The following is a 23,607-nucleotide window of genomic DNA, read 5'->3' as shown; positions in this document are numbered from 1 at the left end:
TCGACCCCGCGGTCAACGACTCCTCTTCTCTCCAAATCGTCGCTGCGTCCCCGCCTATCCCAACCGCTCGTCGAGGATGAGCCGCGTCTTCGTCGACTTGACCTCGTCCATCTCTCGGGCCTGCGTGATCAGTTCGTTGACCGCGCGCGTGTCGACCGCGTCGACGACGAGGACGACGTCCTCCTCGCCGGACACCTGCCAGACGAAGTCGACCTCCTCCCACTCCACCATCCGCTGGCCGACCGCGTCCGTGTTGACGTTCATCTCCACCGAGATCTCGATCATGGCCTTCACGTTGCCGGTGCGGGTCGTGACCGTGAACCGCTCGATCACGCCCTCGTCCGTCATCCGGTCGACGCGGTTGCGCACGGTCCCCTCGGAGGTCCCCACCCGGTCCGCGATCTCCGTGTACGGGGTCCGCGCGTCCCGTCGCAGGATCGAGAGGATCCGTCTGTCGAGGTCGTCCATACCGATCCGTCTCGGTCCGCCGACTTACCCGTTACGAATATCGTAACTAACCTTCGAACGACGCATTTATTATCCTTTACGCGTACGTTTCTCGTAATGTCGGACGCCTACATCGCGCTGGCCGACGGTCGCGTGCTCGAAGCGCGCGCCCGTGCGCCGGGGCGGACCCGCGGCGAACTAGTGTTCACGACCGCGTACACCGGCTACGAGGAGTCGCTCACCGACCCCTCCTACGCCGAACAGATCCTCACCTTCTCGTACCCCCTCATCGGGAACTACGGCGTCCGAACCGAGCGGTTCGAGTCCGAATCGGTCCGGCCGAACGCGGCGGTCGCCCGCGAGATGACCGACGACGTCGCCGACTGGCTCGCCGCGGAAGGCGTTCCGGCCGTCGACCACGTCGACACCCGCGAAATCGTCACCACCGTCCGCGAGGAGGGCGCGATGGCCTGCGGGATCGCCGCCGGCCCGGACGCGACCGCCGAGGACGCCGTCGAAGCGATGGAGGCGTGTGAGCCGATGAGCGACCACGTCGATATCGGCGCGCAGGTGTCCGTCGCGGAGCCGACCGTCCACGAGGGGGGCGGCGACGCCGACGTGGCCCTCCTCGACTGCGGCGCCAAGGGATCGATCATCTCCTCGCTCACCGACCGCGGCGCGGACGTCCACGTGCTCCCGTACGACGCGGCCCCCGAGGACGTGGCCGCCGTCGGGCCCGACGTGCTCGTCGTCTCGAACGGCCCGGGCGACCCGGAGAACTTCGTCGCGGCCCAGGCGGTCGTCGACGAGTTCGCCGGCGACCTGCCGATGGCCGGCATCTGCCTCGGACAGCAGGTGATCACGAGCGCGCTCGGCGGCTCGACCGAGAAGATGGCGTTCGGCCACCGCGGCGTCAACCAGCCGGTGAAGGACCTCCGCACCGACAAGGTCGTGATGACCACCCAGAACCACGGCTACACGGTCGACGACACCGGCCCGCTGGAGGTGACGCAGGTGAACGTCAACGACGACACCGTCGAGGGGCTCGACAGCGAGGATCTCGACGTGATCACCCGCCAGTACCACCCCGAGGCGAACCCCGGGCCGCACGACTCGCTCGGCTTCTTCGACGAAGTGCTCGACCTGGCGACCTCGTCGCGCCGCGTCGCGGCCGACTGAGCCGACGGTCCGCCCTCCCCGCTCCCGGCGGTTCCGACGCCCTCTGACTGACCACTCGGAGTACCACCCGGTCGGCGCTCGCGACGCCGTCTTCGCTCTCCGCTCTCACCTCTCGGTCCGTCCTTCGGTCTCCGCGCCCCTCGCCGCGGACCGGCGACGTTTTCTCCCGTCCCCCCGCACACCGTCGTATGCCAACCGAGATCCTGCTCACCAACGACGACGGGATCGACGCCGTCGGGCTTCGGGCGCTCGCGGACGCGCTCTCGCGCGACCACGACGTGACGGTCGTCGCGCCCGCGACGAACCAGTCCGGCGTCGGCGGCGCGCGCTCGTGGTGGGACACGACGGTCGACTACACCGAGACGGACCGCGGCTACGCGGTCGAGGGGACTCCCGCGGACTGCGTCGCGGTCGCGGACGTGGCGCTCGGGCTCGACCCCGACGTGGTCGTCTCCGGCTGCAACCACGGCCCGAACATCGGCGCGCACATCCTCGGGCAGTCCGGCACCGTCGGCGCCGCGATGGAGGCCTCGTTCCTCGGCACGCCCGCGATCGCCGTGTCGCTGTACGACCGCGGGAACCTCCCCGTGCCGCCGACGCTCGACAACGGCGACTTCGCGGTCGCCGGCGAGGTCGTCGCCGACCTGATCGACCGCGCCGAACGCGACGCCGGCGACGGCGCCCTCGAACTCCCGTTCGGCGCCGACGTGTTGAACGTCAACGTCCCGGCGGCGGACGACGAGGCCGCGGAGGACCCCACCTACCGGCTGACCGAGCCCGCCCGCGGCTTCGACGTGATCGAGTTCCGCCCGGGCGAGGAGGGACCCGACGACGAGAACGTCCCCGAGGGCTGGGAGTTCGGCGAGCGCCGCGGCGAGATGGGGATGGAACTGCGGGACCGCTTCTGGCGGGAGTTCCTGCGCGGCGACGTGGCGGACGATCCCGGGTCGGACCGCCGCGCGGCCGTGGAGGGCGAAGTGAGCATCTCCCCGCTGTCGAGTTCGCGCGCCGTCGCGGGCGAAAAGGCGGGCGAACTCGTCGAGCCGGTTCGAGGCGCAGAGACGGGAGCCGATTAACGGCGGTCGTCGGTCGGAGTACGACCACTATCGACCACTTCAGCGGCGCGGTCTGCCGATTTAGCGGCGCGGTCTATCGATTCAGCGACGCCGCCGGGGCCGTCGCCCGCTCCCGCTGAACTCCGCGGCGAGCCGACCGAGGTACCACACGACGACCAGCCCGACGAGGAAGCCGCCGCCGAGCGCGGCGAGCAACTGGAGGGGCGACGGGTCCAACTGGAGGGCGAGGAGCGGCGGCGAGGCCGTGACGATCGCGAGCAGCGCGATCCTGATCTTCCGGTTCCCCGCGTCCCGTTCGGACTCGGAGATGGGTCCTACCACCGCGATCCCCTCATCTGTGTTCCGACGACTCCCGGCGCGACGCTCATGCGCCCACCACGTCCCCGGCGAACATCAAGGCGACGAACCGAACCCGTTCGTCCGAGTCCGGTGCCGCCGGAGCGACCGCGGAACGATCGTCGTCCCGGACCGTCCGTCGGACGTGCCCACGGCGACGGTCGATCGGTGGGTTCGGTCCCGCACGGTCAAAAGACTCTCGACCGTTCACGCCGTCTCTGGGCTCTCTCCGCCGTGAACGGTCTGGGTCGTTTAAGACCGTTCGGCGGCTCGTGTCGAGTGCCCCTACCCGCCGTTCCGGTGCGACGGGCGCCGCGGCGACGCCGCCCGCGCCCCGCGTCGCCCGCTCCGCTCCGGGACTCGCCCCTCCCCGCCGTTTCGCGGCGTTTTTGACCCGACCCCGACAAGCGAGCGGCATGGACGACGAACTCCGCGAGCGCGTCGCGGCGGCCGGCGAGGCCGCGGCGCTTTTCAACGCGCTCAAACACGGCAGCGACCCGGACGTGGGCGCGATCATGGGGCCGATCATGGGCGAGAACCCCGAGTTCCGCCCGCACGGCGACGAGATCCCGGGCGTCCTCGCGCCGGTCGTCGAGGAGGTCGGCGAGATGGACGAGGCGGCCCGCCGGGAGCGGCTCGGCGAACTCGCCCCCGATAAGCTCGCGGAGCTGGAGGCCGACGACGAGGACGACGACCGCGTCCTCCCCGATCTCCCGAACGCCGAGGACGGCGAGGTCGTGATGCGCGCCGCGCCGAACCCCAACGGCCCGTGGCACGTCGGCCACGCGCGGATGCCCGCCGTCATCGGGACGTACAAGGAGCGCTACGACGGCGAGTTCATCTGCCGGTTCGACGACACCGACCCGGAGACGAAACGCCCCGACTTAGACGCGTACGACGCCATCCTGGACGACATCGAGTACCTCGGCTTCGAGCCCGACCGCGTGCTCTACGCCTCCGACCGGCTGGAGACGTACTACGAGCACGCCCGCGACCTGATCGACGCCGGCGGCGCGTACACCTGCTCGTGCTCCGGCGACGACTTCTCCGAGCTGAAGAACGCGGGCGAGGCGTGCCCGCACCGCGAGAAGGACGCCGAGACGGTCCGCGAGGAGTTCGCGGCCATGGTCGACGGCGAGTACGGCTCGGGAGAGATGGTCCTCCGCGTGAAGACCGACATCGAGCACAAGAACCCCGCGCTGCGCGACTGGGTCGCCTTCCGGATGATCGACACGCCCCACCCGCGCGAGGCGGCCGCCGACTACCGCTGCTGGCCCATGCTCGACTTCCAGTCCGGCGTCGACGACCACCTCACTGGCGTCACCCACATCATCCGCGGCATCGACCTTCAGGACTCCGCGAAGCGCCAGCGGTTCGTCTACGACTACTTCGACTGGGAGTACCCCGAGGTGCTCCACTGGGGCCACGTCCAGGTCGACGAGTACGACGTGACGCTCTCCACCTCGACGATCAAGGGGCTCATCGCGGACGGCGAACTGACGGGCTGGGACGACCCGCGCGCCCCGACCATTCGGTCGATGCGCCGTCGCGGGCTCCGGGGGCAGGCCTTGGTCGACTCGATGACGGAGCTGGGGATGTCGACCTCCGACGTCGACCTCGCGATGTCGTCCGTCTACGCGCATAACCGCGACCTCGTCGACGACGAGGCGGACCGCTACTTCTTCGTCCGCGACCGCGACGACGCGCCCGCCGTGGCGCTCCCGGTCGTCGACGGCGACGCGCCCGCGCCCGCGGCCGGCCATCCGCCGCTCCACCCCGACCACGAGGACCGTGGCGACCGCGAGGTGCCCGCCGGTCGGGTCCTCGTCGAGTCCCCCGACCTCCCGAGCGAGGGCGAGCGCGTCTGGCTCAAGGGGTACGGCTGCGTCCGGTACGAGGGCGACGAGCTCGCCTTCGTCGACGACGGCATCGAGGTCGTCCGCGAGGGGGACGTGGACGTGGTCCACTGGGCGCCCGCTGAGGAGGGCCTCGACACGCTCCTCCGGACCGTCGACGGCGACGTGCGCGGGATCGCCGAACCCGCGCTCGCCGACGTCGGCCCCGACACGGTCGTCCAGTTCGTGCGCGTCGGCTTCGCCCGGATCGACGGGTTCAATCCCGAGGCGACCGACGAGGAGGACGGCCCGAACGGAACCGAGGACCTGCTGGCGTACTACGCGCACCCGTAGGCCGAGGTCGGCGATGTCCGGCCGCCCGGCGGCGCTGCGCTCGGTCGACCGAATCCGTTCGTCGGGGCATTTAAACCCACGACCGGCGAAGCGAGGGCAACGATGGCCATCGACTCGAACTTCGAAGCGAACCGCGAGCGGGTCGGCGAGGAGGACGGCGTCGCCGTGTGGGGGCCCGTCGAGCCGCCGGAGAAACAGGGGATCCGCGGCACCCACGTCGCGGTCGACTTCGACATCTGTCTCGCCGACGGCGCGTGTCTGGAGGACTGTCCGGTCGACGTGTTCGAGTGGACCGACACCCCCGACCACCCCGAGTCCGAGCGGAAGGCGAACCCCGCCGACGAGGACCAGTGTATCGACTGTATGCTCTGCGTCGACGTCTGTCCGGTCGACGCCATCGACGTGGACCCCGGGCGCGAAAACCGGTTATAATCGGCTGTAAGTGGTCGTTTTTGAGGCCGTGTGGTCTCTGTCGACCGAGTCCCCGTGTTCTGATTGATCCACATTGGATCGACTGCGAACCCCTCCGAAGCCCCAGCCGCGAGGCCGCCGGACGCTCGCCGTGCGCTTCACTCGGTCGCTCACCGCGTTCTTCCCTGCGGTGCTTGCGTCGCCTGCGTTCGCCTCGCGACTGCCCCTTTGAGTCCCGCCCCGACCGCACAGCACGGCACCTCACGCCTCCCCAGCCTCGCGGTTCGCGCTCTCCGAGCGCGAACTGTGTCCCTCGCGCGTGCTCCTCATCCCCTACGGGCGTTCGGAGGCACGCGCCACCGCAGACCTGTTAGCAAGCGGCCGTAGCCGATCCGCTCATTCGCCGGTGAACCGCTCCCGTTCCGCGAGCGCGAAGTCGGTCCCGTACCGCTCCACGAGGGGGGTGTAGGCGTCGCCGAGCGCCCGCATACACGCGCTCGTCGAGGCGAAGCCGAGGTCGTCGGCGACTTCCTCCCACGGCCGGCCTTGGAGGACCTTCCGAACGAGCAGGCGCTCCGCCCGGTCGTCGAGGTCGGTCCCCTCGACCAGCGCCGCGAGCGCGAGGTCGCGGAACGCGCCGGGCGCGCTGTCGTACATCCCCGGCCCGACCGACGCCCCGACGACGGAGCGCCACTCGGTCTCGGTGAGATCGACCGGGACGGAGGCGGAACACGCACCCAGCGCGCCGCGGATCACGTCCGGGTCGACGTCGCGGTGCGCGTCGGAGAGCCCGTCGCGCTCGCGGTCCCGGAAGGCGACCGCGTGGCGGGCGAGCAGGTCGCGCCCGGCCGCGGTCTCCGGGCGCAGCATGATCGCGGAGTGCTCCCCCGAGGCGTCGTTGCGGCTCGTCGAGAGGTGGCCGATCCGGTATCCCGCGCGCTTCCAGAAGCGGAGCAGGCGCGGCGTCGCGCCGTAGCCGACCGAGAAGTAGTCGACCGGCTCTCCGTCGTCGTGAGTCGCTTCGCCGTCGCCCGCCACTTGCCCCCCGAACTCCGCGTGGACCTCGTCGAGCAGCCGCGAGCCGAACCCGGCGTCCCGGAGCGCGTGGTGGGTCGCGATCCGGACCGTTCGCAGGCCGCGCGGGGCGGCGGCGTCCTCGTCGCGGAGTTGGCTCGTGAGCACGTCCGGCACCATGTTGCCGCGGACGCGCTCGCCCTCGTACATCCGCCGCCGCGTCTCGGGGTCGAGCCCGCCCTCCCGCGCGAGGAGCGCGACCGCGACGACCCGGTCGTCCGCGACGAGCGCGCGCGCGACGAGGTTCGGCGCGTCGAGCAGCCGCGCGAGGTCGTTCGGCTCCGTCCGGTAGTGTGCGGTGACGAGCAGCCCGAACGCCTCGCCGAGCAGCGTCTCGTCCGCGCGCAGTTCCTCCGGGTCGAGCGCCCGATACGTCGCGTCGTCGACCGACGCGTCCGCGACCGCGTCGTCGACCGCCGGGCGAGCGTCCAACAGGAGCGCCCGCGACGCCCACGCCTCCACCGGGTCGTTCCGCGCGTACCGGATCGGCTCGTCGAGCCGCACGTCTCGGACCGCGAACCGCGAGCCGACCAGCCGCTCCCGGAACCGGACCGCGAACCCGCGGCCCGCCCCCTCGTAGCCGTGGACCGTCGTACAGAACGCGACCGCGGGCGCGTCGAGGAACCCCTCCAGCAGCCGCACCGGGAGCGCCGCCGCCTCGTCGACGACCGCCGCGTCCGCCTCGCCCGCCGCCGCCGCGGCGGCCGCCGGCGGCAGGAAGCGTACCCAACCTCCCGCCGGCGTCCGGAGGTCGCGGTCGTCCGCATCGCCGTCGCGGTCGATCCCGTCGCGTTCCCAATCGGTCTCGCTCTCGATCAGCTCTCGGGCACGCGCGAACACCTCCGCGGCGTTCCGGAACGCGGGCGCGGTGACGAGCACGTCGGCGCCGCCGAGCGCGAGCGCGCCCGCCGCGATCCCGGCCGCGCTCGACTTCCCGCGCCCGCGGTTGGACTCGACGACGACCGCCGATCCGGGGTCGGCGAGCGCCTCGAAGGCCCGCACCGCGCGGGCCTGGTCGTCCGTGAGACAGGCGCCGTACGCGGCCGCGGGGAACGCCGCACCCGGCGGCGGGCTCGGCGCGTCGCGGTCGTCCGCGTCGTCGGGTTCGCCCTCGCCACCGCGTTCGTCCCCACCGCCGCGCTCGTCGCCTTTCTCCGCGGTCAGGCCGTCTCGTTCGAGGGCGTCGCCCGCGGGGTCGTCCCCCAGTGCGACGACCGCGATTCCGGGGTGCGTCCGGAGCGTCGAGACGAGGCGCTCGCGGAACCGCCCGGTCACGTCGCCGACGCCGTACGGGGGGACCGCGAGCGAGTCGTCGAAGCGGTCGCGGACCCCGGGCCAGTCGTCGAGGAGGGGTGTGAGGAGGATCAGCAGCCCACCGCCGTCGACGGCGCCGACCGCTCGGCCGAGCGCGTTGGGGACGAACTGCCCGTGGCAGTCGAGGACGACCGCCTCGCGGGTGCGTCCGAGCAGCTCGTCGGCGCTCCGCGGGCGGTGCTCCTCGAACCGGAACCCCTCCCGGGTCGAGACGAGCGAGACCGCCTCGTCGTCGACGCCGAGGGACACTATCGCGTCGTAGGCGGCGTCGGTTCCCCGGTCGCGGTCGCCCGCCAGCCCGAGGACGCGCCGCTCGTTCGTCCGCTCGGCCTCGGCGCGCAGCTCGCGCGCGACCGCCGCGATCATCTCCGCTCGTGGTTGCCGAGGCGCGGTCATGTGTCTTCCCCTCCGCGCGTCGCCGAGGCGAGTTGCTCGTTCACGACGCTCCGGCGACGCCGGCAAAGGCGGGAGGCTTACGGCCGCGCGGCGCGTCACTCCCGGCATGACCACGGTCACGCTCATCGGGACTCGGCTCGCGGACGTGGGCCGCGAGTTCGTCTACGAAGGGGAATCGGCCGGCTGCGAAGGGTGTCCCTACCGCGGCCAGTGTCTCAACCTCACCGAGGGGAAGCGGTACCGGGTGACAGACATCCGCGAGAACGCCCAGACGCTCGACTGCGCCGTCCACGACGCGGGCGTCCGCGCGGTCGAGGTCGAGCCCGCGTCGGTCCCGGCGAACGTCCCGTCGAAGCGCGCGTACGCCGGGAGCAAGGCGTCGCTCGCCGGTCCCTGCCCGCACACCGAGTGCCCGAGCCACGGCTACTGCGTCCCCGACGGCGCCGACTTCGACGAGGAGCGCGTCATCGATCAGGTGCTCGGCGACCCCCCGCACGAGACGTGCGCGCTCGACCGCGACCTGACGCTCGTGGAGTTCCGCGCGGAGGAGTGAGTCCGGCCGCGGGGCCGCTCCCTTCGCTTACAGCGAGGTGATCGCGTTCAGCGTGATCCGGATCGCGCGCTCGACGTTGTCCTTCGCCTTCTCCGGTAGTTCGTCGTCGGAGTCTGCCCCCTTCTGCGTGCCCGCGACGAGGTTACCGTCCACCGTACAGATGGCGCCCGCCGCGAGCCCCTTGCGCCGCGCGAGCGAGAAGACGGTCGCCGCCTCCATCTCGATCGCGAGCAGGTTCGCGTCGTTCCAGTCCTCGACGTACTCGTCGTCCTCGTTGTAGAACGCGTCGTCCGAGACGATGGGGCCGACGTGGATCTCCTCGTCGTTGTCCTCGGCCGCATCGACCAAGCCGGTGAGTACGTCGTAGTCCGGGACCGCCGGGTAGTTCGCCGACTCGTACCGCTTGCTCGTCCCCTCCTCCTTGGCCGCGCCCGTCGCGACGACCATGTCGCCGACCTCCATCTCCGGCTGGAGCGCGCCGCAGGTGCCACACCGGACGAACGTCTCCACGCCGACCCGCGAGAGCTCCTCCACGGCGATGGCGGCCGACGGGCAGCCGATCCCGGTCGAGCAGATCGTGAGGTCGACCCCGTCGTAGGTCGCGTTGACGACTTTGTACTCGCGGTTCTGCGCGACGACCTCGCTGTCGTCACACAGGTCGGCGATCCGGTCGACGCGACCCGGATCGCCCGGGATGACCGCGATCTCGTGGACATCGCCCTCCTCGACCAGCAGGTGCGGCTGTTTCGCCATACGCGCCGCAACAGCGGCCGCGCGCAAAAACGGACCGGTCGGCGGGCGGGGATCACGCCGCAAACACATTTGATATCGCGCTATGCGATTTACAACAGCGATCGAACGGCCGCGGTCCCCCTCAGGCTGGACCACCGACTCCACCGGATCGGGCCGTTTTATCGCCCGAGGCCGCGACGTTCGACTATGACCGACGCTGACGCCTCCGCCGGTTTCGGTTCGACGCTCGGTGCGCTCACCGTCGCGTTCCTCCTCGTGACACTCGTCGCCGGGACGCTGCTTGGCTTCAACTGGACGCAGGCGGTGTTGCTCGGCGGGTTCGCTGGCGTCGTGGCGGTCGGGTCGGCGTGGCTGACCGAGCGACGGACGGGCGGATGAACCGAACGACGGGCGAACGGATGAACCGAACGACGGGCGAACGGATGAACCGAGCGACGGACGGGCGGATGATCCCCGGTCTCCGCAGTTGTCGTCCGAGTATCGTGACTGAGAGGTCGACGGAGACTTTTATACCCGCTCGGCGTCGACACCGCACAATGCGATTCAGTCGCGACCGTCGAGGCCAGTCGGTCGTGGTCGGGACGGTGATCCTGTTCGGGTTCCTGATCGTTGCGCTCGGAATCTTCCAGATTCAAGTCGTCCCGACGGAGAACGCGAACGTCGAGTTCGAACACAGCCAGCAGGTCGAGGACGACTTCGGCGACCTCCGCAACGACGTCCTCCGCGCCGGTTCGACGGGCTCGACCGGGTCGACGCAGGTCCGCCTCGGCACGCGGTACCCGGCCCGGACGTTCTTCATCAACCCGCCGCCCGTGTCGGGGTCGCTCGAAACGGAGCCGACGGGGCCGATACGGGTCTTGAACGCGACGGTCGGAGACGGCGCCCACCAGAACGCCCGCGACTTCTGGAACACGAGTCCCTCGTTCGAGACGCGCTCGCTCCGCTACGACGCGGAGTACAACGAGTTCGACGGCGCCCCCGAACTCGTCTACGAGCACTCCGTCGTCGCCGCCGAGTTCGACGACGCGGTCCTGCTCCGGACCGGCCAGACGGTCGTCTCCGAGGAGCGGATCTCGCTGACCGCGCTGAGCGGCTCGGTGTCGGAAACCGGCGTCGTTCCGCGTAGCGTCGACCCGCGCGCCGTCTCCGCGAGCGACACCACGGTTCCGCTCGAACCGAGAGGCGGGCAGATCACCCTCGAACTCCCGACCGCGGTCGGGAACGCCTCCGCCCTCGCGGAGCGCTGGAATGGTGCGCTCCCGGCGGGCGCGACCGCAACGCGGAACGCGACCGGCGAGGCGATCAACGTCACGCTGGCGAACGGTTCGGATCCTTATCGGCTGGCGCTCTCCGAGGTGTCGCTCGACGCGACCGGAAAGACGGAGCCGGCGTACGTCGTGCCGGTCGGCTCCGAGAGCGCCGCGGTCGGAGAGACGGTCACAGTCGAGGTGCGCGACCGGTACAACAACCCGGTGCCCGACGCGACGGTCGCGTTCGACGGCGCGAACCGCACCACCGGCGACGGGGGGCGCGCGTTCTTCGAAGTTAACGAGACCGAGGCCCTCATCGCGACGATCAACGGGACCGGCGGGCCGACCTACGAGCGGGTCACCTTCGACGTGTCAGAGGGCGGCGGCACAGCCGGAAATCAGACGTTCGATGTCAGGTGGATACCATCGTCGCCGGTGAACGCCACTGAGAACACCGATACGGATCTCGAAGTTCAGATATTTGACCGACAGAGCGGGGATCTGATTAACGACGCCACAATAGATTATTCTTTCGCACCGCTACAAAACGGGGGCTCTCCGAGTTTGAACCCACTATCATCTCCAGAACACGACGGCTCTGACACCCTCGTCTTCTCCCCGAACAACGCGGACGTCGGTGATGAATTCCACGTGTACGCAGCAGCGGGTGACGATGTCGATAGACTCCTGGTGCGAGTCATCGAGAGCGGTCAAGGAACGATGGCCGACCGCACGACTGTAACCGGAGAAGACACGGCGGGTGGAAACAACGATGTCACGTTCACCATCGGATCGTCCGGTCCGGACACACAAAGCATCGAAATAACCGACATCACAGTTGAGTCGGTTGAGACCAACACAGGGAATACCGATGTCGATAACGTCGAAGACACCGAAGGTGACACGTTCGTCAATGCTGGAACTGACACCACGTTAGTCAGCGGGCAAATTGATGTCGGCACTACGGCGACGCTGAGCCCTACGCTCCAGATCACGGGCGGAAACAGCGCGGACGTCCGGCTCGGCCAGTTCAGGGACAGTAACCAGAACGCGAACATGAACAAGGCAAACGTCGAACTAACTCTCCAATTTAGTGATGGGAGCAGTAAGACATTCCTGCTGACCCTCTAACCGAACGGCCTCAGCTGACGGGATTATATCGGGCCATCTCTCCATGACCGACGTATTTTATCAAAAGGTAATTCAAGTTCACGAGCGATCAATTGCGACCGCGGTAAAGAACGCGGTATTAAGATCTAACCGAGTAGCTGAGACTATGCGTAAAAACGGCTGATCTTGAAATAAATTGGCTGGGATCAAATCGTTATTTAGCAGGAAGTCGACACCAAACTCGGTTCGCGAACACTGACTGAATAGGACTCAGATACCTCTCTCGATCTGAAAAGAATCGATTCCAACAGAACGTCACAGTCTGATACGAGGCACGCCGGAACAGCGATGAACTCTCAGTGGGCTACCAACGGCTAGTTGGGTAGCAGTAAGTCTCAGTTTCTACGCTTATCGCTGTTGATATCTGCGACCGCATAATAAAATACCGCACCGGAAATAGTTGACCTGACTGTTCTCTCTATGCCTCGCCCCGCAACCGCCCGCGCTCAGTCCGAGACGGTCGGAATCATCCTCCTGCTCGCCGTCTTCGTCGTGAGCGCCAGCGCGATCGGGGTTGCCTACGTCGGCGGCGTAGGATCTAACGTCGACGAGGTTGTCGTCTCCGCGGACTTGAGCGCGGACGGGAGCGACCTCCGGGTCGACCACTTGGGAGGCGACGCGCTCCCGAACGACGAGCTGACGGTCGTCGTCAGGACGGACGGCAACGCGACTCGCTACCCGTTCGCGCCCCCGCCGGGCGAGTTCGGTCCGGGCGACCGCCGCACGTTTTCGGACGCGCTCGTCGCGAACGCGTCGAACGAGGTCCGGCTCTACCACGACGGTTCGGGCGGGGAGATCGAGCGGGCGACGCTGACGCCGGCGCCCGAACCGAGCGTCGAGACCGGCGCGATCGAGGGGACCGTCCTCGGCCCCGGCGCGAGGTCGATGCGGGTCGCCTCGGGTGCGTCGCTCGGACTTCGGCAGGTGGCCACTCCCCTCTCGGGCGCGACGGTCGTCGTCGACGGCGCCGGTCGCGTCGCCGAGACCCGGACCGGATCCGGTGGGGGATATCGGATCGACGGGCTCGCACCGGGCGAGTACGACCTCTCAGTGACCGCGCCCGGTTTCCTCGCGGTGACACGGTCCGTCACCGTCGAAGCTAACCGGACGAAGACTGTCAACGTCACGCTCGATCCCATCGAACCCGCCGAGTTCGAGGTCCGGATCGACGATACCGAGGCTCGCGTCGTCGGCACCGAGCCGGTCACCGTGAACGCGACCGTCGAGAACGTCGGCGACGAGGAGGGGACCCAGCGGATCGAGTTTTCCGTGGCCGGCGCTGTCGTCGAGTCAGAGCCACTCACGCTCCCCGGCGGCGAGCGGCGAGAGCTCTCCATCACGTGGCGTCCCGACCCGACGGACGTCGGAACGGTCGAACTCGCGGTCGCGAGCGAGAACGACACGGCGACGACGACCGTCGAAGTGCTTGCTCCCGAGAGCGACGGCGTCGCGTACGTCGACCGTGACGGGGACGGGACCGCCGACGAGACGTTCTCTGCGGCGGAGTTGGCGGATCGCGGTGAGTTCGACGGCCACCTCGTCATCTTTGACGACGCAGAGATCCGTGGGGAATTCTCTGCTGAGGCCGACCGCATCACGGTTCGAGATGGGGTCTTGCTGTCGGCGGAGTCGGTCGACCTTGACGCGGACGGGGATGTCTCAATCGCTGGCGCGAGGATAGACGCCTCGTTCACCGGCTGGCTCGGTCTGTCCGGCGGCGACATCGATATCGACTCGGGCGGCCGAATCGCCGCCCGCGGGGCTACGGTCACCACTACGGCGCTCGTGGCTCCCGGCGACGTCGACCTGTCCGCCGCGGACGATATCGACCTCACGAACGGCGTGTTCAGCGCCCAGGCGACCGCGCTCGGATCCGACGGCGCGATCGCGATCGCGTCTGACGGCGGAACCGTCACGACCGACGGCGCGTGGTTCGCTCCCGATCCGACCGTTGAAGCCGGTGACGAGGACTGAGGCCGATCGCCGCGCTCGCATCCCGCTTCCTCGCTAGAGTCTCCGCCTGTGTTCCACAATCAACGTACTTCTCATCGACAAAGCCATATGCCGGCCGCATGAACGTCCGTGTATGACCGCAGTCGGGATCGACGGCATCGAGATCTGGACCGGGAAGCTCAAACTCGACCTGCCGGGCACGTTCGCGCCGGAGAAGGGCGACGACCCCGAGAAGTACACGAAGGGGCTCGGGCTCACTAACTCCTCGTTCCCCGACGTGTACGAGGACATCGTCACGATGGGCGCGAACGCCGCGAAGGGGCTGATGGACCGGAAAGGGCTCGAACCCGAGGACGTCGGCCGGATCGACGTCGCCACCGAGTCGGCGTTCGACCACTCGAAGCCCGTGTCGACGTATATCGCCGGCTGCCTCGAACAGGTGTACGACGGCGACTTCACCCACGCCAACAAGGGCGAGCGCAAGTTCGCCTGCCTCGCCGGAACGCAGGCCATTGACGACGCGTACAACTGGATTCGCGCCGGCCGGAACCGCGACCGCCCCGCGCTCGTCATCACCACGGACACGGCGCTGTACGCTCGCGGTGACCCCGGCGAGGCGACGCAGGGCGCCGGCGCCGTCGCGATGCTGATCGACGAGGACCCTTCGATCGTCGAGCTCTCGACGGATCAGGGGTACGGCTCGAAGGACGAGACTGACTTCCTCAAGCCGAACCAGCAGTTCCCCAGCGTCGACGGGAAGCGGTCGGTCCAGGTGTACCTCTCCCGGATGCGCGAGGCCCTCGAAGACTACGAGTCCGTCACGGACGACATCGAGCTGGAAGCCTTCGCGTACGCGCCGTTCCATACGCCGTTCCCCGGCATGGTCCGGAAGGCGGCGCTCCTCGCCTACCGTCACGTCATCCGCGATACAGCACACGAGGACGCGCTCGCCGACGAGATCGGCCGCCAGCCCCGCGAAGGCGAGTACGACGACCGGGAGGCCTACGAGGAGGCGATCCGCGGGTACATGGACGAGTTAAAGACCACCGAGCAGTACCAGACGTGGTACGACACGGCAGTCGAGCCGACGCTCGGCCTCTCTCGCGAGGTCGGCAACTGGTACACCAGTTCGGTCCACATTGCCCGCGTGAGCGCCCTCCGAGACGCCCTGACCCGCGACCGCGAGTTCGTCGGCGACACGCTGCTCGTCGCTTCCTACGGCTCGGGCGCGCAGGCCGAGATCCACGCCGAGACGATCCGAGAGGGGTGGCGCGCCGAGATCGAGAGGCTCGACATCGACGACCAGCTCGACGCCCGCTACGACCTGACGTGGGAGGAGTACGAGGACGTCCACGACGTCCACGAGTACGACGCCGACCTCGGGCGCGAGGTCGAGGAGTTCACCCAGCCCGACGGGGAGTTCGTCTTCACCGGCTGGGGGCGGATGAACGAGCGCCAGTACGAGTACGCCGAGTAGCGCCGCGACCGCCGCTGACCGGCACGCTCACCGAACCGTGAGTCATCCGCAGCGGCCCGCAATCCCGTGAAAACGGCTCACACGGGTCGTTCGCGATACGATGCTTTTAAACGACGCTGGCGTGAATCGACACACAATGGTGACCATCTACGACGTGCCGGCCGACGACCTCATCGAGGCCGTCGCCGCCCGCCTCGAGGACCGGATCGAAGAGCCCGACTGGGTCGAGTTCGCCAAAAGCGGCGCAGGCAAGGAGCTCCCGCCGGAGCAGGACGACTTCTGGTACGTCCGATCCGCGAGCCTCCTGCGAAAGGTCGCGCAGAACGAGCCGATTGGCATCGAGCGGCTCGCGACCGAGTACGGCTCGAAGAAGCGCGGCTCCAATCGCTACATCGTCCGCCCCGGCGAGCACGAGGGGGGCTCGCGTAAGCTCATCCGTTCGTCGCTCCAGGCGCTCGAAGAGGACGGGCTCGTCACGACCGCCTCCGGCGAGGGTCGCCGCCTCTCCGACGAGGGCGAGGCGTTCCTCTCCGAGGTCGCGACCGAGGTCTTCGAGGACCTCGACCGTCCGGAACTCGAACGCTACGCGTAAACCGATATCTCTGTTTCTGGCCGCTTTACCGCCGTAGCGACTGCTTTCTCGGTCACATCGCACGCGTCTCGCAAGCGGCTGCTTCGTCTCGCGAGTTCGCCCGTTGCGCACGTCGTAAACCAAACACCGCTATACAAAATCTGATATCGGGTAAATCGACACATACGCGTCGGCCTTCTTCTCCTCGGACGCTCTCCTTCGGTCGCTCCCCCGCTACCTTCTTGATCCCGCGTCTCGGAGTGCCGGCGTGAGTCGCGCATGACGGAGTCACGCGTCGGCACGGTCGAACGAATTCACGTCGCCTCTGGGACGGGCGGCGACCCGGAGCCCCGGGAGGCGGTCGAGGCGGTCGCGGACCGCGGGCTCCGCGGCGACCGCTACTTCGACGGCGACGGGATCTACAACGAGCAGTCGGAGTTGGAGCCGAGCGACATCACGCTGATTGAGGCCGAGACGCTTGCGGCCGCGGCCGCCGAACACGGCGTCGACCTAGAGGCGGGCGCGCACCGGCGCAACGTCACGACGCGTGGTGTCGACCTCGGGGAGCTCGTCGGCGAGCGGTTCCGGGTCGGCGAAGCGACCGTCGAGGGGACGGGTCGCTGCGAGCCCTGCGGCTACATGGCCGATCTCGCGGAGGAGTCCGACGCGGTGACCGCGCTCGACGGTCGCGGCGGGCTCGACGCCCGCATCGTGGAGTCGGGAACGGTAGCGGTCGGCGACGAGATCGTCTGGTAGCGACCGACCCCGGGTTATCCGGTGTTTTTCATCCCGGCGGCGATGCCGTTGACGGTGAGCCGCAGGGTGCGCTCCTCCTCGTCGGTGCGGTGGGTGCGTCCGAGCAGGTTCGCCTGGAGGAGGTTCAGGGGGTCGACGTAGGGGTTCCGGCGGTCGAGGCTCTCTTCGAGCCACTCGCGGCGGAGCAGCTGGTCGCGGCCGCTGATCGACAACACTAGCTCGCGGCCGCGCTCGTACTCGTCGACGAGTTCGGGGAAGAAGCGCTCGCGGAGCTCGTCGTCGGCGAGGTCGGCGTACTCGGCGGCGATTTCCGGCTCAGTGCGCGCGAGCGCCAGCGAGGCGTTGTCGAGCGTGGTCCGGAAGAACGGCCACTCGTCGAACATCTCGCGGAGCGTCTCCATCCCCTCCTCCTCGCCGACCTCGTCGAGGTAGGCGTCGATCCCCGAGGCGATCGCGTACCAGCCGGGGAGGATGAGCCGCGTCTGGGTCCACGAGAACACCCACGGGATCGCGCGGAGGTCCTCGACGCTGCGCTCGCCGGAGCGGGAGGCGGGCCGGGAGCCGAGGTTGAGGTCCTCGACGACGCTGATCGGCGTCGCCTGCTCGAAGTAGGAGACGAATCCGTCGCTGTTCAGCAGTTCCCGGTACGTCTCCCGGGCGGCGGGCGCCATGACCTCCATCGCCTCCACCCAGCGGTCCGGGACGTTCTCGACCGGCTCCTCGTTCGCCTCCTTCCGGGCGCGGATCTGGGCGTCCAGCATCTGTTCGAGCTCGCGCTCGGCGATCCGCGGGTTGGCGTACTTCTCGGCGATCGCCTCCCCCTGCTCGGTGAACTTCACCTGTCCGGTGACGGTCTCGTTCGGGAGCGCGGTCAGCGCCTCGTTCATCGGGCCGCCGCCGCGCGAGATGGAGCCGCCGCGGCCGTGGAACAGCCGGAGGGTGACCTCCTCCTCGCGGCAGAACCGGGCGATCCGGCGCTGGTTCTCGTAGAGGTCCCAGTTCGCGGCGAGGAATCCGTTCTCCTTGTTGGAGTCGGAGTAGCCGAGCATGACCTCTTGGACCTCGTCGCGTGCCTTCAGCGCGGCCGCGTACGCCTCGTTCTCGAAGAGGGTACCGAGGATGCGTTCGGCCCCGTTGAGCGCCGATTCGGTCTCGAGCAGCGGGACGACGTCGACCGCGCAGTGGTCGGGTAAGGAGACGACGCCGACCTGGTCGGCCAGGAAGAGCACCTCCAGCACGTGGCTGGGTTCCTCCGTCATCGAGATACAGTAGGTGTCTATCGCCTGCTGGCCGTACTCGTCCTGCCAGCCCGCGAACGACGCGAACCGGCGGAGGACGCGCTCCGTCGTCTCGGAGACGTCGCCGGGTTCGTCGACGTCGACGACCGGGTCCTCTTGGAGGATCGCCTCGGTGAGGAAGTCGACGCGCTCGTCTTCGTCCATCTCGGCGTAGTCGACGCCCTCGGCCGCGACCGCCTCGGCGACGGCCTCGGTGTGGTTCTCGCGGTGGTCGCGCAGGTCGAGCGACGCCAGCGTGAGCCCGAACGTGTCGACCTGCCGGCGGAACGGCTCGACGAACGACTCCAGCACCGACTCCTGTCCGTCCTCGCGGAGCGACTCGGCGATCACGTCGAGGTCGTCGAGGAACGCGTCGCCGTCGGGGTACTCGCCCGGCCGGACGTCGTTGACGCGGTCGAGGCGCTCGCGCATCAGCCGGAGCTTCTGCCGGTACGGCTCGTCGGGGTACCGCTCGCGCGCCTCCTCGACGACGGTCGGGAACCGCTCGGCGTCGGCCGCGAGCGACTCCGCGAGCGCGTCGCCGTCGGCGTACCGGTCGCCGTCCTGGCTCAGCACCGCGGAGAGCCGCTTACAGCGGTCTCGGTACTTCTCGACGGCGACCTCGCGCTGGCGTTCGAGCGTCTCGTCGGTCACCTCGGGCGTGACGAACGGGTTGCCGTCGCGGTCGGAGCCCGCCCACGAGCGGAACTCGAAGAGCTTGGGGCAGTCGACGTCGTCGTACTCCTTCGAGATGGTCTCCTCGAACTCCTCGTAGGCGTCACCGACGACGTCGAACAGCGTGTTCTCGAGGTACCACTGGACGTTGCGCGCCTCGTCTTCCGGCTCGGGGGCCCGCTGGCGGACCTGTCGGGTGCCCCACAGGCTGGTTACCTCGGCGGTGACGTCGCGCCAGACGGCGCGCCGCTCGCGGTCGGTGAGGTTGCGCTCGTCGAGCTCGCCGAGGTGGTTCGCGATCGAGCGGAGCTTGGACTTCACGGTTGACCGCCGGGCCTCCGTGGGGTGAGCGGTGAACGTCGGCTCGATGAGCACGTCGGCGAGCAGCTCCTCCAGTTCGTCTGCGTCGACGCCGGCCTCGGCGAACTCGGCTATCGTCGCGTCGAAGGAGTCGTGGAGGGCGGTCCCGTCGTCGGCGTTCCGGACCGCGCGGACGCGCTCGCGCTCCTCGGCGAGGTTGATGAGCTCGAAGTACGTCGTGAACGCGCGGGCGACGACCTCCTCGCGTGTCGTCGAGAGGTCGGCGACCGCCTCGTGGAGGGCGGCCCGGTCCGCGGCGTCTCCCCGCCGGTAATCGATCGCCGCGTTCCGCAGCGTCTCGACCGTCTCGTACGCGTCCGTCGACGCCTGTGCGGCCAGGACGTCTCCCACCAGCGCCCCGAGTTCTCGAACGTCCGTCCGCACGTCCCGATTATGCAACTTCATACCACAGACAGTTCGGTCGGGATCGGTTAAATCCGTGGGCTAGACGAATGCTTGCCCCGGTTCCGAGTAAATTCGATCACGAACGTTCCTTGCCGACCCCGGCCGGAGGCGATGGCGGCGGCGACTCGTCGGTCCCGAGCGCGGCCCGGTTCCGAAGCGTCGCCGTCGACCCGGAATGGCTCCGATTCTCGCCGCTGTGGAGGGTTCGTCACCCTTTTTACCGATCCAACCTCAGTAGCGAGCATGAGTGCGTCCGATAAGTATCCGTCTGAGTCCGGGCGGCGACGCTTCGTGAAAGGCGTCGTCGGCGGCGCGGCCCTCGCTGGGGTCGGCGCGATGGGGTCGGCGACCGTGAACACCCTGACGACCGCCGGCGGCGTCGGCGGCGGGTCGACGATCGCGAAGACCATCGCGCAGACCGGCGGTCCGGCGCCCCGCGGGCTCCCGCAGATCCCGGTTCAGGTCAACGACGACGGGTACATTGAGGGCATTTGGCCCGAGACGACGACCATCACCCAGGAGGGACAGGAGATCGAGGTCGCACAAGAGGAGCTCGGCGGGACGACCTACTCCGGCGCGTGGTTCCAGTACTGCGGCGTCGAGTCGCAGGAGAACGTCCAGCCGAACTTCGAGTCCGACAACCTGTTCCGCGCCGCGAGCGGCCCGCCGTACGACTGGCAGTCGAACACCTACTCGGGCGGCGACCGGATCCACATCGACGACTTCGACGACTACGAGGAGTGGGGGAACGGGATCGGCAGCGACGGCGTCGGCAAGCCGGCGATGACCACGTGGCGCTCCGAGGACTCCGATACGAACCTCAACGCGATCGTGATCCGCTCGCCGGAGATCGAGGAGGCGGCCCAGAACGACGAGTGGCTCCAGGCCTCGACCGATCAGGGGTTCATGGCGTACCTCAACGTCTGTACCCACTTCTGCTGTATTCCGGGCTACAAGGAGCTAGAGGAGTCGGCCCGCTACGACGCCGCCGACGGCTCGTACTGCGTCTGCCACCAGTCGACGTACGACCCGTTCACCATCGAGGAGGCGCTGTTCATCGCGCGTCCCCGACCCGACGAGTAATCCCAGCCCGAGGAGTAACCCCGCCCTGTCGCGGCTCCGCCCTCTTCTCCGCTCGTCCCTCGGATGTCTCGTGTAAGTCGTCGCCGCGCTTTTCACCTCGCTCGTCCGAGGGAATGACATGAGCGACGACCCCGCTTCCGACGAGTCCGTCTCCAAGGCCGCCGGCGACGACGACCGATCCGCGGCCGCCGGCGGTGCGGACGCCCCCGCGAGCGACGACTTCGAGGCAGAACTGGCCCGCGCCCGCGACCTGCTCGACGGCGACGACATCGACGCGGTCCACGTCGGCGTCGTCCGCGACGGCGAGGTCGACACCACGTTCGCCCAGCGCACCGACGACGACCCGGAGGGGGCGGGACTCCGCGCGCTCGCGCTGCTCGCCGCACACGTCAGGCTGGTCGCGGGCGAGGCCGGCGTCGAGCCCTCCACCGTCGCCGGCGACGCTGCGACGCTCGCGGGGCAGGTGGAACAAATCCCGACGGACACCGAGCAGATCCCCGATGAGTAGCGGGCCGGCTCGTCGTCGCCGGCTGTCTCCGGCGCCGGTCTACTCGGATCCGCCGGACTCCGCCGAGCGGATCCGACGGAGCTGGTGGGCCACGCCCGCGAGCGCGACGAGCAGGACCGCGAGGTTGAACACCGCGAGCGCCACGGACTGGTAGGCCGGATCGAACCACGTGCGGATCGCGTTGCCGGACTGGCTGTAGAACCCCCAGCCAGCCACGACCGCGAGCAGCGACAGCACTGCCAGCCCGACGCGGTCGAGCAGCCCGCGGAGGTCGTCGGTCGAAAGGCGGCCGAAGCCGCCGGAGCCGGCCGGCTCTGTCCAGTAGTCCGTGTCGGTCTCTTCCGGGTCCGTCCGGTCGGGACCCGTTTCCGTGCGGTCGGTCGCGTCGGTGTCGTCTGTCATTGGCTGTGGTGGGTCGCGGGTGCGGTCGCCGTCGGCAGTCGCGCGGTCGTCGCTCGGGCCGTCACGTGGCGGTTCGTCGGTCGCATCAGCACGCGGCGGTTCGTCAGTCATCGTCGCCTCCGTGCGAGCAGCGCCGTGACGACGAGCGCGACGAGCGCGACGAGCGGGCCGAAACCGGGCGTCGCGTCGCCGCTGGCGCCGCCGTCTCGCGTCGCTCCGTCGTCACCGGCACTGTCGCCGCCGACGCCCCCCTCGCCGCGCTCGAAGTCCTCGACGGTGAACTGCACGTCGCGGGCCGTCTCGTTCGCGGAGAGGGTCTCCTGCGGGTTCAGGTTCGCGACGCCCTGCGTCTCGTCGACGAGCACGTCGTCGTCGAACAGCGCGGCGTCGACGTAGTAGTTGTAGCCGTTCGGCACCTTGACGGTCGCCGTCACGGTGTCGGTGCGACCGGGGCGGACGGTGCCGACGGTCTCCGTCGCCTCCCCGGCGATCACGTTCGACTCCGCCTGCCGGAGGTAGAGCCGGAGTTCGACGTCGTCGCTCGGCTCGTCGCCGCGGTTCGTCACGGAAATCGACGCCGACAGCGTCGCCGTCTCGTTGTCGGCCTCGGTGACGCTCACGGCGACCGTCGGCCAGACCGTCCCGTCGGTGAAGCCGACCCTCGTGTCCGCGTAGTCGGGCGTGAGCGCCGCGACGCCGCCGACGCGAGTGGTCTGTTCCTCGCGGCGCTGGCCGTCCGCGAAGACGACCGTCTCGATGCGGTAGCCCCCCTCGCGCTCGACGTCGACCGTGCCGTTGACCGTTTGCTCCCCCTCGAAGTTGACGTCGCCCACGTCGACCGTGGTCTCGTCGACGAGGAGGCCGGACTCGCTGCCGATCGCGCGGTGGCGGACCGTGACGTTCTCGACTGTCGAGCCGCGGTGGCGGAGGTCGGTGCCGAGCCGGAGCTCGGCGGTCTCGCCGCGCACCTCGCCGGGCGCGACGGTCGCGCCGGCGACGTCGATCCGGCCGGGCGGCTCGTTCGTCTCCCGCGGGTCGGTGATCGCGCCGGGGACGGCGACGGCGCCGACCGCGCTCGCGACGAGGAGGGCGGCGGCCGCCGCCAGGAGGGCCGTGCGGGTGTCCATACGCGACCCCTCACGAGCGTCATATAAGTGCTTTGTCCAGTCGGCGTCTGCGCTTGGAACCGAGCTCAGAGGAGGCGATACCGCCCGTTCGACTCGGTGAGTTCGCCGCGGTGCGCGAGGCGGGTCAGGATCTCGCGGGCCGCGTCGGCGGGGACGCCGTCGGCCGCGGCGCGATCCACGACGGCCGCCTCTGTCGGGTCGTCGAGGGCGTCGACCGCGTCCCGGACGACCTCGGTGCGGCTCCGGGAGCCGCCCCCGCCGCCCTCGGCGCGCGAGGCGGCCTCGTCGACGGCGTCGGCGTCGATGCCCGACGACTCGAGGTACTCGCGGTCGCCGATGCCGGCGTCCTCGACGGCGGCCTCGAGGTCGGCGACGTGGTCCACCTCGGCGAACGCCGCGCTGTCGCCGCGCTTCTTGGCGAGCAGCGCGGACCGCGCCTGGCGGGCCGCCGCGCGCTCCTCGGACTCGAAGAAGCGCTTGAGCTTGGCGGTCCGGTGGGTCTTGCCGCACCGCGAGCACTTCGCCGTCTCGCTCGTCTCCGGGTCCGTGACCAGCCACATGTTGGCGCACTCGTTGCAGCCGACGACCGCGTACATGCGACGGGGTTCGCCGGCCCCGAAGTTGAACCCTCGGCTCCGAGACGCGGCCGGGCCCTCGACAACCCAACACAATGCCGTGGCGCGTGCCTCCGAGTGGCCGCCTCCGGCGGCCGAGAGGAGCACGCGCGAGGGAGTCGCGAGCGAAGCGAGCGACGAGGCTGGGGAGGCGTGAGGCGCGGGCGCGCGCGGGTGGGACTCGCCGGGGCAGTCGCGCGGGGGCGCAGGCGACGCAAGCACCGCAGGGCGCGAGCGGAGTGAGCGGCCGA

Annotated in this window: 21 protein-coding genes; 13 read left to right on the top strand and 8 right to left on the bottom strand. The window is 69.4% G+C overall.

What is annotated here, in order from left to right; genetic code table 11:
- Positions 1-54: 54 nt before the first annotated feature.
- On the bottom strand, positions 55-468 hold the full coding sequence (locus B9H04_RS04405) for an Lrp/AsnC family transcriptional regulator (protein ID WP_006114390.1): 414 nt from the start codon (positions 466-468) through the stop codon (positions 55-57).
- A 96-nt stretch (positions 469-564) separates the two neighbouring features.
- Between B9H04_RS04405 and carA the strand changes: the two genes are divergently transcribed.
- Both carA and surE read left to right on the top strand, forming a co-directional pair.
- Entirely contained in the window at positions 565-1,626 is a 1,062-nt protein-coding gene (gene carA, locus B9H04_RS04400) for a glutamine-hydrolyzing carbamoyl-phosphate synthase small subunit (RefSeq protein WP_085682481.1), read from the top strand.
- A 188-nt stretch (positions 1,627-1,814) separates the two neighbouring features.
- Positions 1,815-2,702 (top strand): 5'/3'-nucleotidase SurE, encoded by an 888-nt coding sequence (gene surE, locus B9H04_RS04395; RefSeq protein ID WP_049930297.1) that lies wholly within the window; start codon positions 1,815-1,817, stop codon positions 2,700-2,702.
- A gap of 81 nt (positions 2,703-2,783) precedes the next feature.
- Here the strand turns inward: surE and B9H04_RS04390 are convergent, their stop codons facing one another.
- Positions 2,784-3,023 (bottom strand): hypothetical protein, encoded by a 240-nt coding sequence (locus B9H04_RS04390; protein WP_080508553.1) that lies wholly within the window; start codon positions 3,021-3,023, stop codon positions 2,784-2,786.
- 431 nt (positions 3,024-3,454) lie between these two features.
- On the opposite strand from B9H04_RS04390, the gene B9H04_RS04385 reads away from it, so the two are divergent.
- The gene (locus B9H04_RS04385) at positions 3,455-5,227 is read left to right on the top strand and encodes a glutamate--tRNA ligase (RefSeq protein ID WP_049930299.1); all 1,773 of its coding nucleotides are present in this window, start codon (positions 3,455-3,457) and stop codon (positions 5,225-5,227) included.
- 102 nt (positions 5,228-5,329) lie between these two features.
- Positions 5,330-5,659, top strand: a complete 330-nt coding sequence (locus B9H04_RS04380) for a 4Fe-4S dicluster domain-containing protein (protein ID WP_049930300.1) — start codon at positions 5,330-5,332, stop codon at positions 5,657-5,659.
- A gap of 375 nt (positions 5,660-6,034) precedes the next feature.
- Here the strand turns inward: B9H04_RS04380 and tmcA are convergent, their stop codons facing one another.
- Complete coding sequence (tmcA, locus tag B9H04_RS04375) at positions 6,035-8,392, bottom strand: tRNA(Met) cytidine acetyltransferase TmcA (RefSeq protein ID WP_085682480.1); 2,358 nt, start codon at positions 8,390-8,392, stop codon at positions 6,035-6,037.
- Between the two features lie 136 nt (positions 8,393-8,528).
- Here tmcA and B9H04_RS04370 point away from each other — a divergent pair, with 136 nt between their 5' ends.
- Positions 8,529-8,975, top strand: a complete 447-nt coding sequence (locus B9H04_RS04370; protein WP_049930303.1) for a UPF0179 family protein — start codon at positions 8,529-8,531, stop codon at positions 8,973-8,975.
- Positions 8,976-9,002: 27 nt separating this feature from the next.
- Here B9H04_RS04370 and B9H04_RS04365 read toward each other — a convergent pair whose 3' ends face one another.
- Positions 9,003-9,728, bottom strand: a complete 726-nt coding sequence (locus tag B9H04_RS04365) for a nucleoside phosphorylase (protein ID WP_049930305.1) — start codon at positions 9,726-9,728, stop codon at positions 9,003-9,005.
- A 186-nt stretch (positions 9,729-9,914) separates the two neighbouring features.
- On the opposite strand from B9H04_RS04365, the gene B9H04_RS04360 reads away from it, so the two are divergent.
- The 6 genes from B9H04_RS04360 (at position 9,915) to B9H04_RS04335 (ending at position 16,905) form a co-directional block, all read left to right on the top strand.
- Positions 9,915-10,106, top strand: coding sequence for a hypothetical protein (locus B9H04_RS04360; RefSeq protein ID WP_049930306.1), 192 nt, complete (start codon positions 9,915-9,917; stop codon positions 10,104-10,106).
- A 158-nt stretch (positions 10,107-10,264) separates the two neighbouring features.
- Entirely contained in the window at positions 10,265-12,109 is a 1,845-nt protein-coding gene (locus tag B9H04_RS04355; RefSeq protein ID WP_049930308.1) for a hypothetical protein, read from the top strand.
- A 459-nt stretch (positions 12,110-12,568) separates the two neighbouring features.
- Positions 12,569-14,122 (top strand): carboxypeptidase regulatory-like domain-containing protein, encoded by a 1,554-nt coding sequence (locus B9H04_RS04350; RefSeq protein ID WP_049930310.1) that lies wholly within the window; start codon positions 12,569-12,571, stop codon positions 14,120-14,122.
- Positions 14,123-14,234: 112 nt separating this feature from the next.
- A complete protein-coding gene (gene hmgB, locus B9H04_RS04345) occupies positions 14,235-15,578 on the top strand; it encodes a hydroxymethylglutaryl-CoA synthase (RefSeq protein WP_085682479.1) in 1,344 nt (447 codons plus the stop codon).
- Between the two features lie 136 nt (positions 15,579-15,714).
- The gene (locus B9H04_RS04340; protein WP_049930313.1) at positions 15,715-16,170 is read left to right on the top strand and encodes a 30S ribosomal protein S19e; all 456 of its coding nucleotides are present in this window, start codon (positions 15,715-15,717) and stop codon (positions 16,168-16,170) included.
- Positions 16,171-16,428: 258 nt separating this feature from the next.
- Positions 16,429-16,905 carry an MOSC domain-containing protein gene (locus tag B9H04_RS04335; protein ID WP_049930314.1) on the top strand — a complete coding sequence of 159 codons (477 nt, stop codon included), beginning with the start codon at positions 16,429-16,431 and terminating at the stop codon, positions 16,903-16,905.
- Positions 16,906-16,919: 14 nt separating this feature from the next.
- Here B9H04_RS04335 and ppc read toward each other — a convergent pair whose 3' ends face one another.
- The gene (gene ppc / locus B9H04_RS04330) at positions 16,920-19,622 is read right to left on the bottom strand and encodes a phosphoenolpyruvate carboxylase (RefSeq protein WP_049930316.1); all 2,703 of its coding nucleotides are present in this window, start codon (positions 19,620-19,622) and stop codon (positions 16,920-16,922) included.
- Positions 19,623-19,865: 243 nt separating this feature from the next.
- Here ppc and B9H04_RS04325 point away from each other — a divergent pair, with 243 nt between their 5' ends.
- Both B9H04_RS04325 and B9H04_RS04320 read left to right on the top strand, forming a co-directional pair.
- Positions 19,866-20,705, top strand: a complete 840-nt coding sequence (locus tag B9H04_RS04325; protein ID WP_049930318.1) for a Rieske (2Fe-2S) protein — start codon at positions 19,866-19,868, stop codon at positions 20,703-20,705.
- 118 nt (positions 20,706-20,823) lie between these two features.
- Positions 20,824-21,213, top strand: coding sequence for a hypothetical protein (locus tag B9H04_RS04320; protein WP_049930320.1), 390 nt, complete (start codon positions 20,824-20,826; stop codon positions 21,211-21,213).
- 39 nt (positions 21,214-21,252) lie between these two features.
- Here the strand turns inward: B9H04_RS04320 and B9H04_RS04315 are convergent, their stop codons facing one another.
- From B9H04_RS04315 to B9H04_RS04305, 3 genes are all read right to left on the bottom strand, one after another.
- Positions 21,253-21,726 (bottom strand): hypothetical protein, encoded by a 474-nt coding sequence (locus B9H04_RS04315; RefSeq protein ID WP_049930323.1) that lies wholly within the window; start codon positions 21,724-21,726, stop codon positions 21,253-21,255.
- Entirely contained in the window at positions 21,723-22,742 is a 1,020-nt protein-coding gene (locus B9H04_RS04310; RefSeq protein WP_085682478.1) for a DUF7490 domain-containing protein, read from the bottom strand. Before B9H04_RS04310 ends, B9H04_RS04315 begins: the two co-directional genes overlap by 4 nt.
- A gap of 65 nt (positions 22,743-22,807) precedes the next feature.
- Positions 22,808-23,338 (bottom strand): DUF5817 domain-containing protein, encoded by a 531-nt coding sequence (locus tag B9H04_RS04305; RefSeq protein WP_049930326.1) that lies wholly within the window; start codon positions 23,336-23,338, stop codon positions 22,808-22,810.
- Positions 23,339-23,607: the final 269 nt, after the last annotated feature.

Origin of the sequence: Halorubrum ezzemoulense DSM 17463 (genome assembly GCF_002114285.1) — an archaeon.
Classification (GTDB): Archaea; Halobacteriota; Halobacteria; order Halobacteriales; family Haloferacaceae; genus Halorubrum; species Halorubrum ezzemoulense.
Note: the sequence above shows the minus strand (reverse complement) of the source record. Positions and strands in the feature narration are given on the sequence as shown.

Bases quoted from the DNA above. Each gene is read 5' to 3' on its own strand.
- B9H04_RS04405 (WP_006114390.1), bottom strand. From the start codon at position 468: ATGGACGACCTCGACAGACGGATCCTCTCGATCCTGCGACGGGACGCG.
- carA (WP_085682481.1), top strand. From the start codon at position 565: ATGTCGGACGCCTACATCGCGCTGGCCGACGGTCGCGTGCTCGAAGCG.
- surE (WP_049930297.1), top strand. From the start codon at position 1,815: ATGCCAACCGAGATCCTGCTCACCAACGACGACGGGATCGACGCCGTC.
- B9H04_RS04385 (WP_049930299.1), top strand. From the start codon at position 3,455: ATGGACGACGAACTCCGCGAGCGCGTCGCGGCGGCCGGCGAGGCCGCG.
- B9H04_RS04380 (WP_049930300.1), top strand. From the start codon at position 5,330: ATGGCCATCGACTCGAACTTCGAAGCGAACCGCGAGCGGGTCGGCGAG.
- tmcA (WP_085682480.1), bottom strand. From the start codon at position 8,392: ATGATCGCGGCGGTCGCGCGCGAGCTGCGCGCCGAGGCCGAGCGGACG.
- B9H04_RS04370 (WP_049930303.1), top strand. From the start codon at position 8,529: ATGACCACGGTCACGCTCATCGGGACTCGGCTCGCGGACGTGGGCCGC.
- B9H04_RS04365 (WP_049930305.1), bottom strand. From the start codon at position 9,728: ATGGCGAAACAGCCGCACCTGCTGGTCGAGGAGGGCGATGTCCACGAG.
- B9H04_RS04360 (WP_049930306.1), top strand. From the start codon at position 9,915: ATGACCGACGCTGACGCCTCCGCCGGTTTCGGTTCGACGCTCGGTGCG.
- B9H04_RS04355 (WP_049930308.1), top strand. From the start codon at position 10,265: ATGCGATTCAGTCGCGACCGTCGAGGCCAGTCGGTCGTGGTCGGGACG.
- B9H04_RS04350 (WP_049930310.1), top strand. From the start codon at position 12,569: ATGCCTCGCCCCGCAACCGCCCGCGCTCAGTCCGAGACGGTCGGAATC.
- hmgB (WP_085682479.1), top strand. From the start codon at position 14,235: ATGACCGCAGTCGGGATCGACGGCATCGAGATCTGGACCGGGAAGCTC.
- B9H04_RS04340 (WP_049930313.1), top strand. From the start codon at position 15,715: ATGGTGACCATCTACGACGTGCCGGCCGACGACCTCATCGAGGCCGTC.
- B9H04_RS04335 (WP_049930314.1), top strand. From the start codon at position 16,429: ATGACGGAGTCACGCGTCGGCACGGTCGAACGAATTCACGTCGCCTCT.
- ppc (WP_049930316.1), bottom strand. From the start codon at position 19,622: ATGAAGTTGCATAATCGGGACGTGCGGACGGACGTTCGAGAACTCGGG.
- B9H04_RS04325 (WP_049930318.1), top strand. From the start codon at position 19,866: ATGAGTGCGTCCGATAAGTATCCGTCTGAGTCCGGGCGGCGACGCTTC.
- B9H04_RS04320 (WP_049930320.1), top strand. From the start codon at position 20,824: ATGAGCGACGACCCCGCTTCCGACGAGTCCGTCTCCAAGGCCGCCGGC.
- B9H04_RS04315 (WP_049930323.1), bottom strand. From the start codon at position 21,726: ATGACTGACGAACCGCCGCGTGCTGATGCGACCGACGAACCGCCACGT.
- B9H04_RS04310 (WP_085682478.1), bottom strand. From the start codon at position 22,742: ATGGACACCCGCACGGCCCTCCTGGCGGCGGCCGCCGCCCTCCTCGTC.
- B9H04_RS04305 (WP_049930326.1), bottom strand. From the start codon at position 23,338: ATGTACGCGGTCGTCGGCTGCAACGAGTGCGCCAACATGTGGCTGGTC.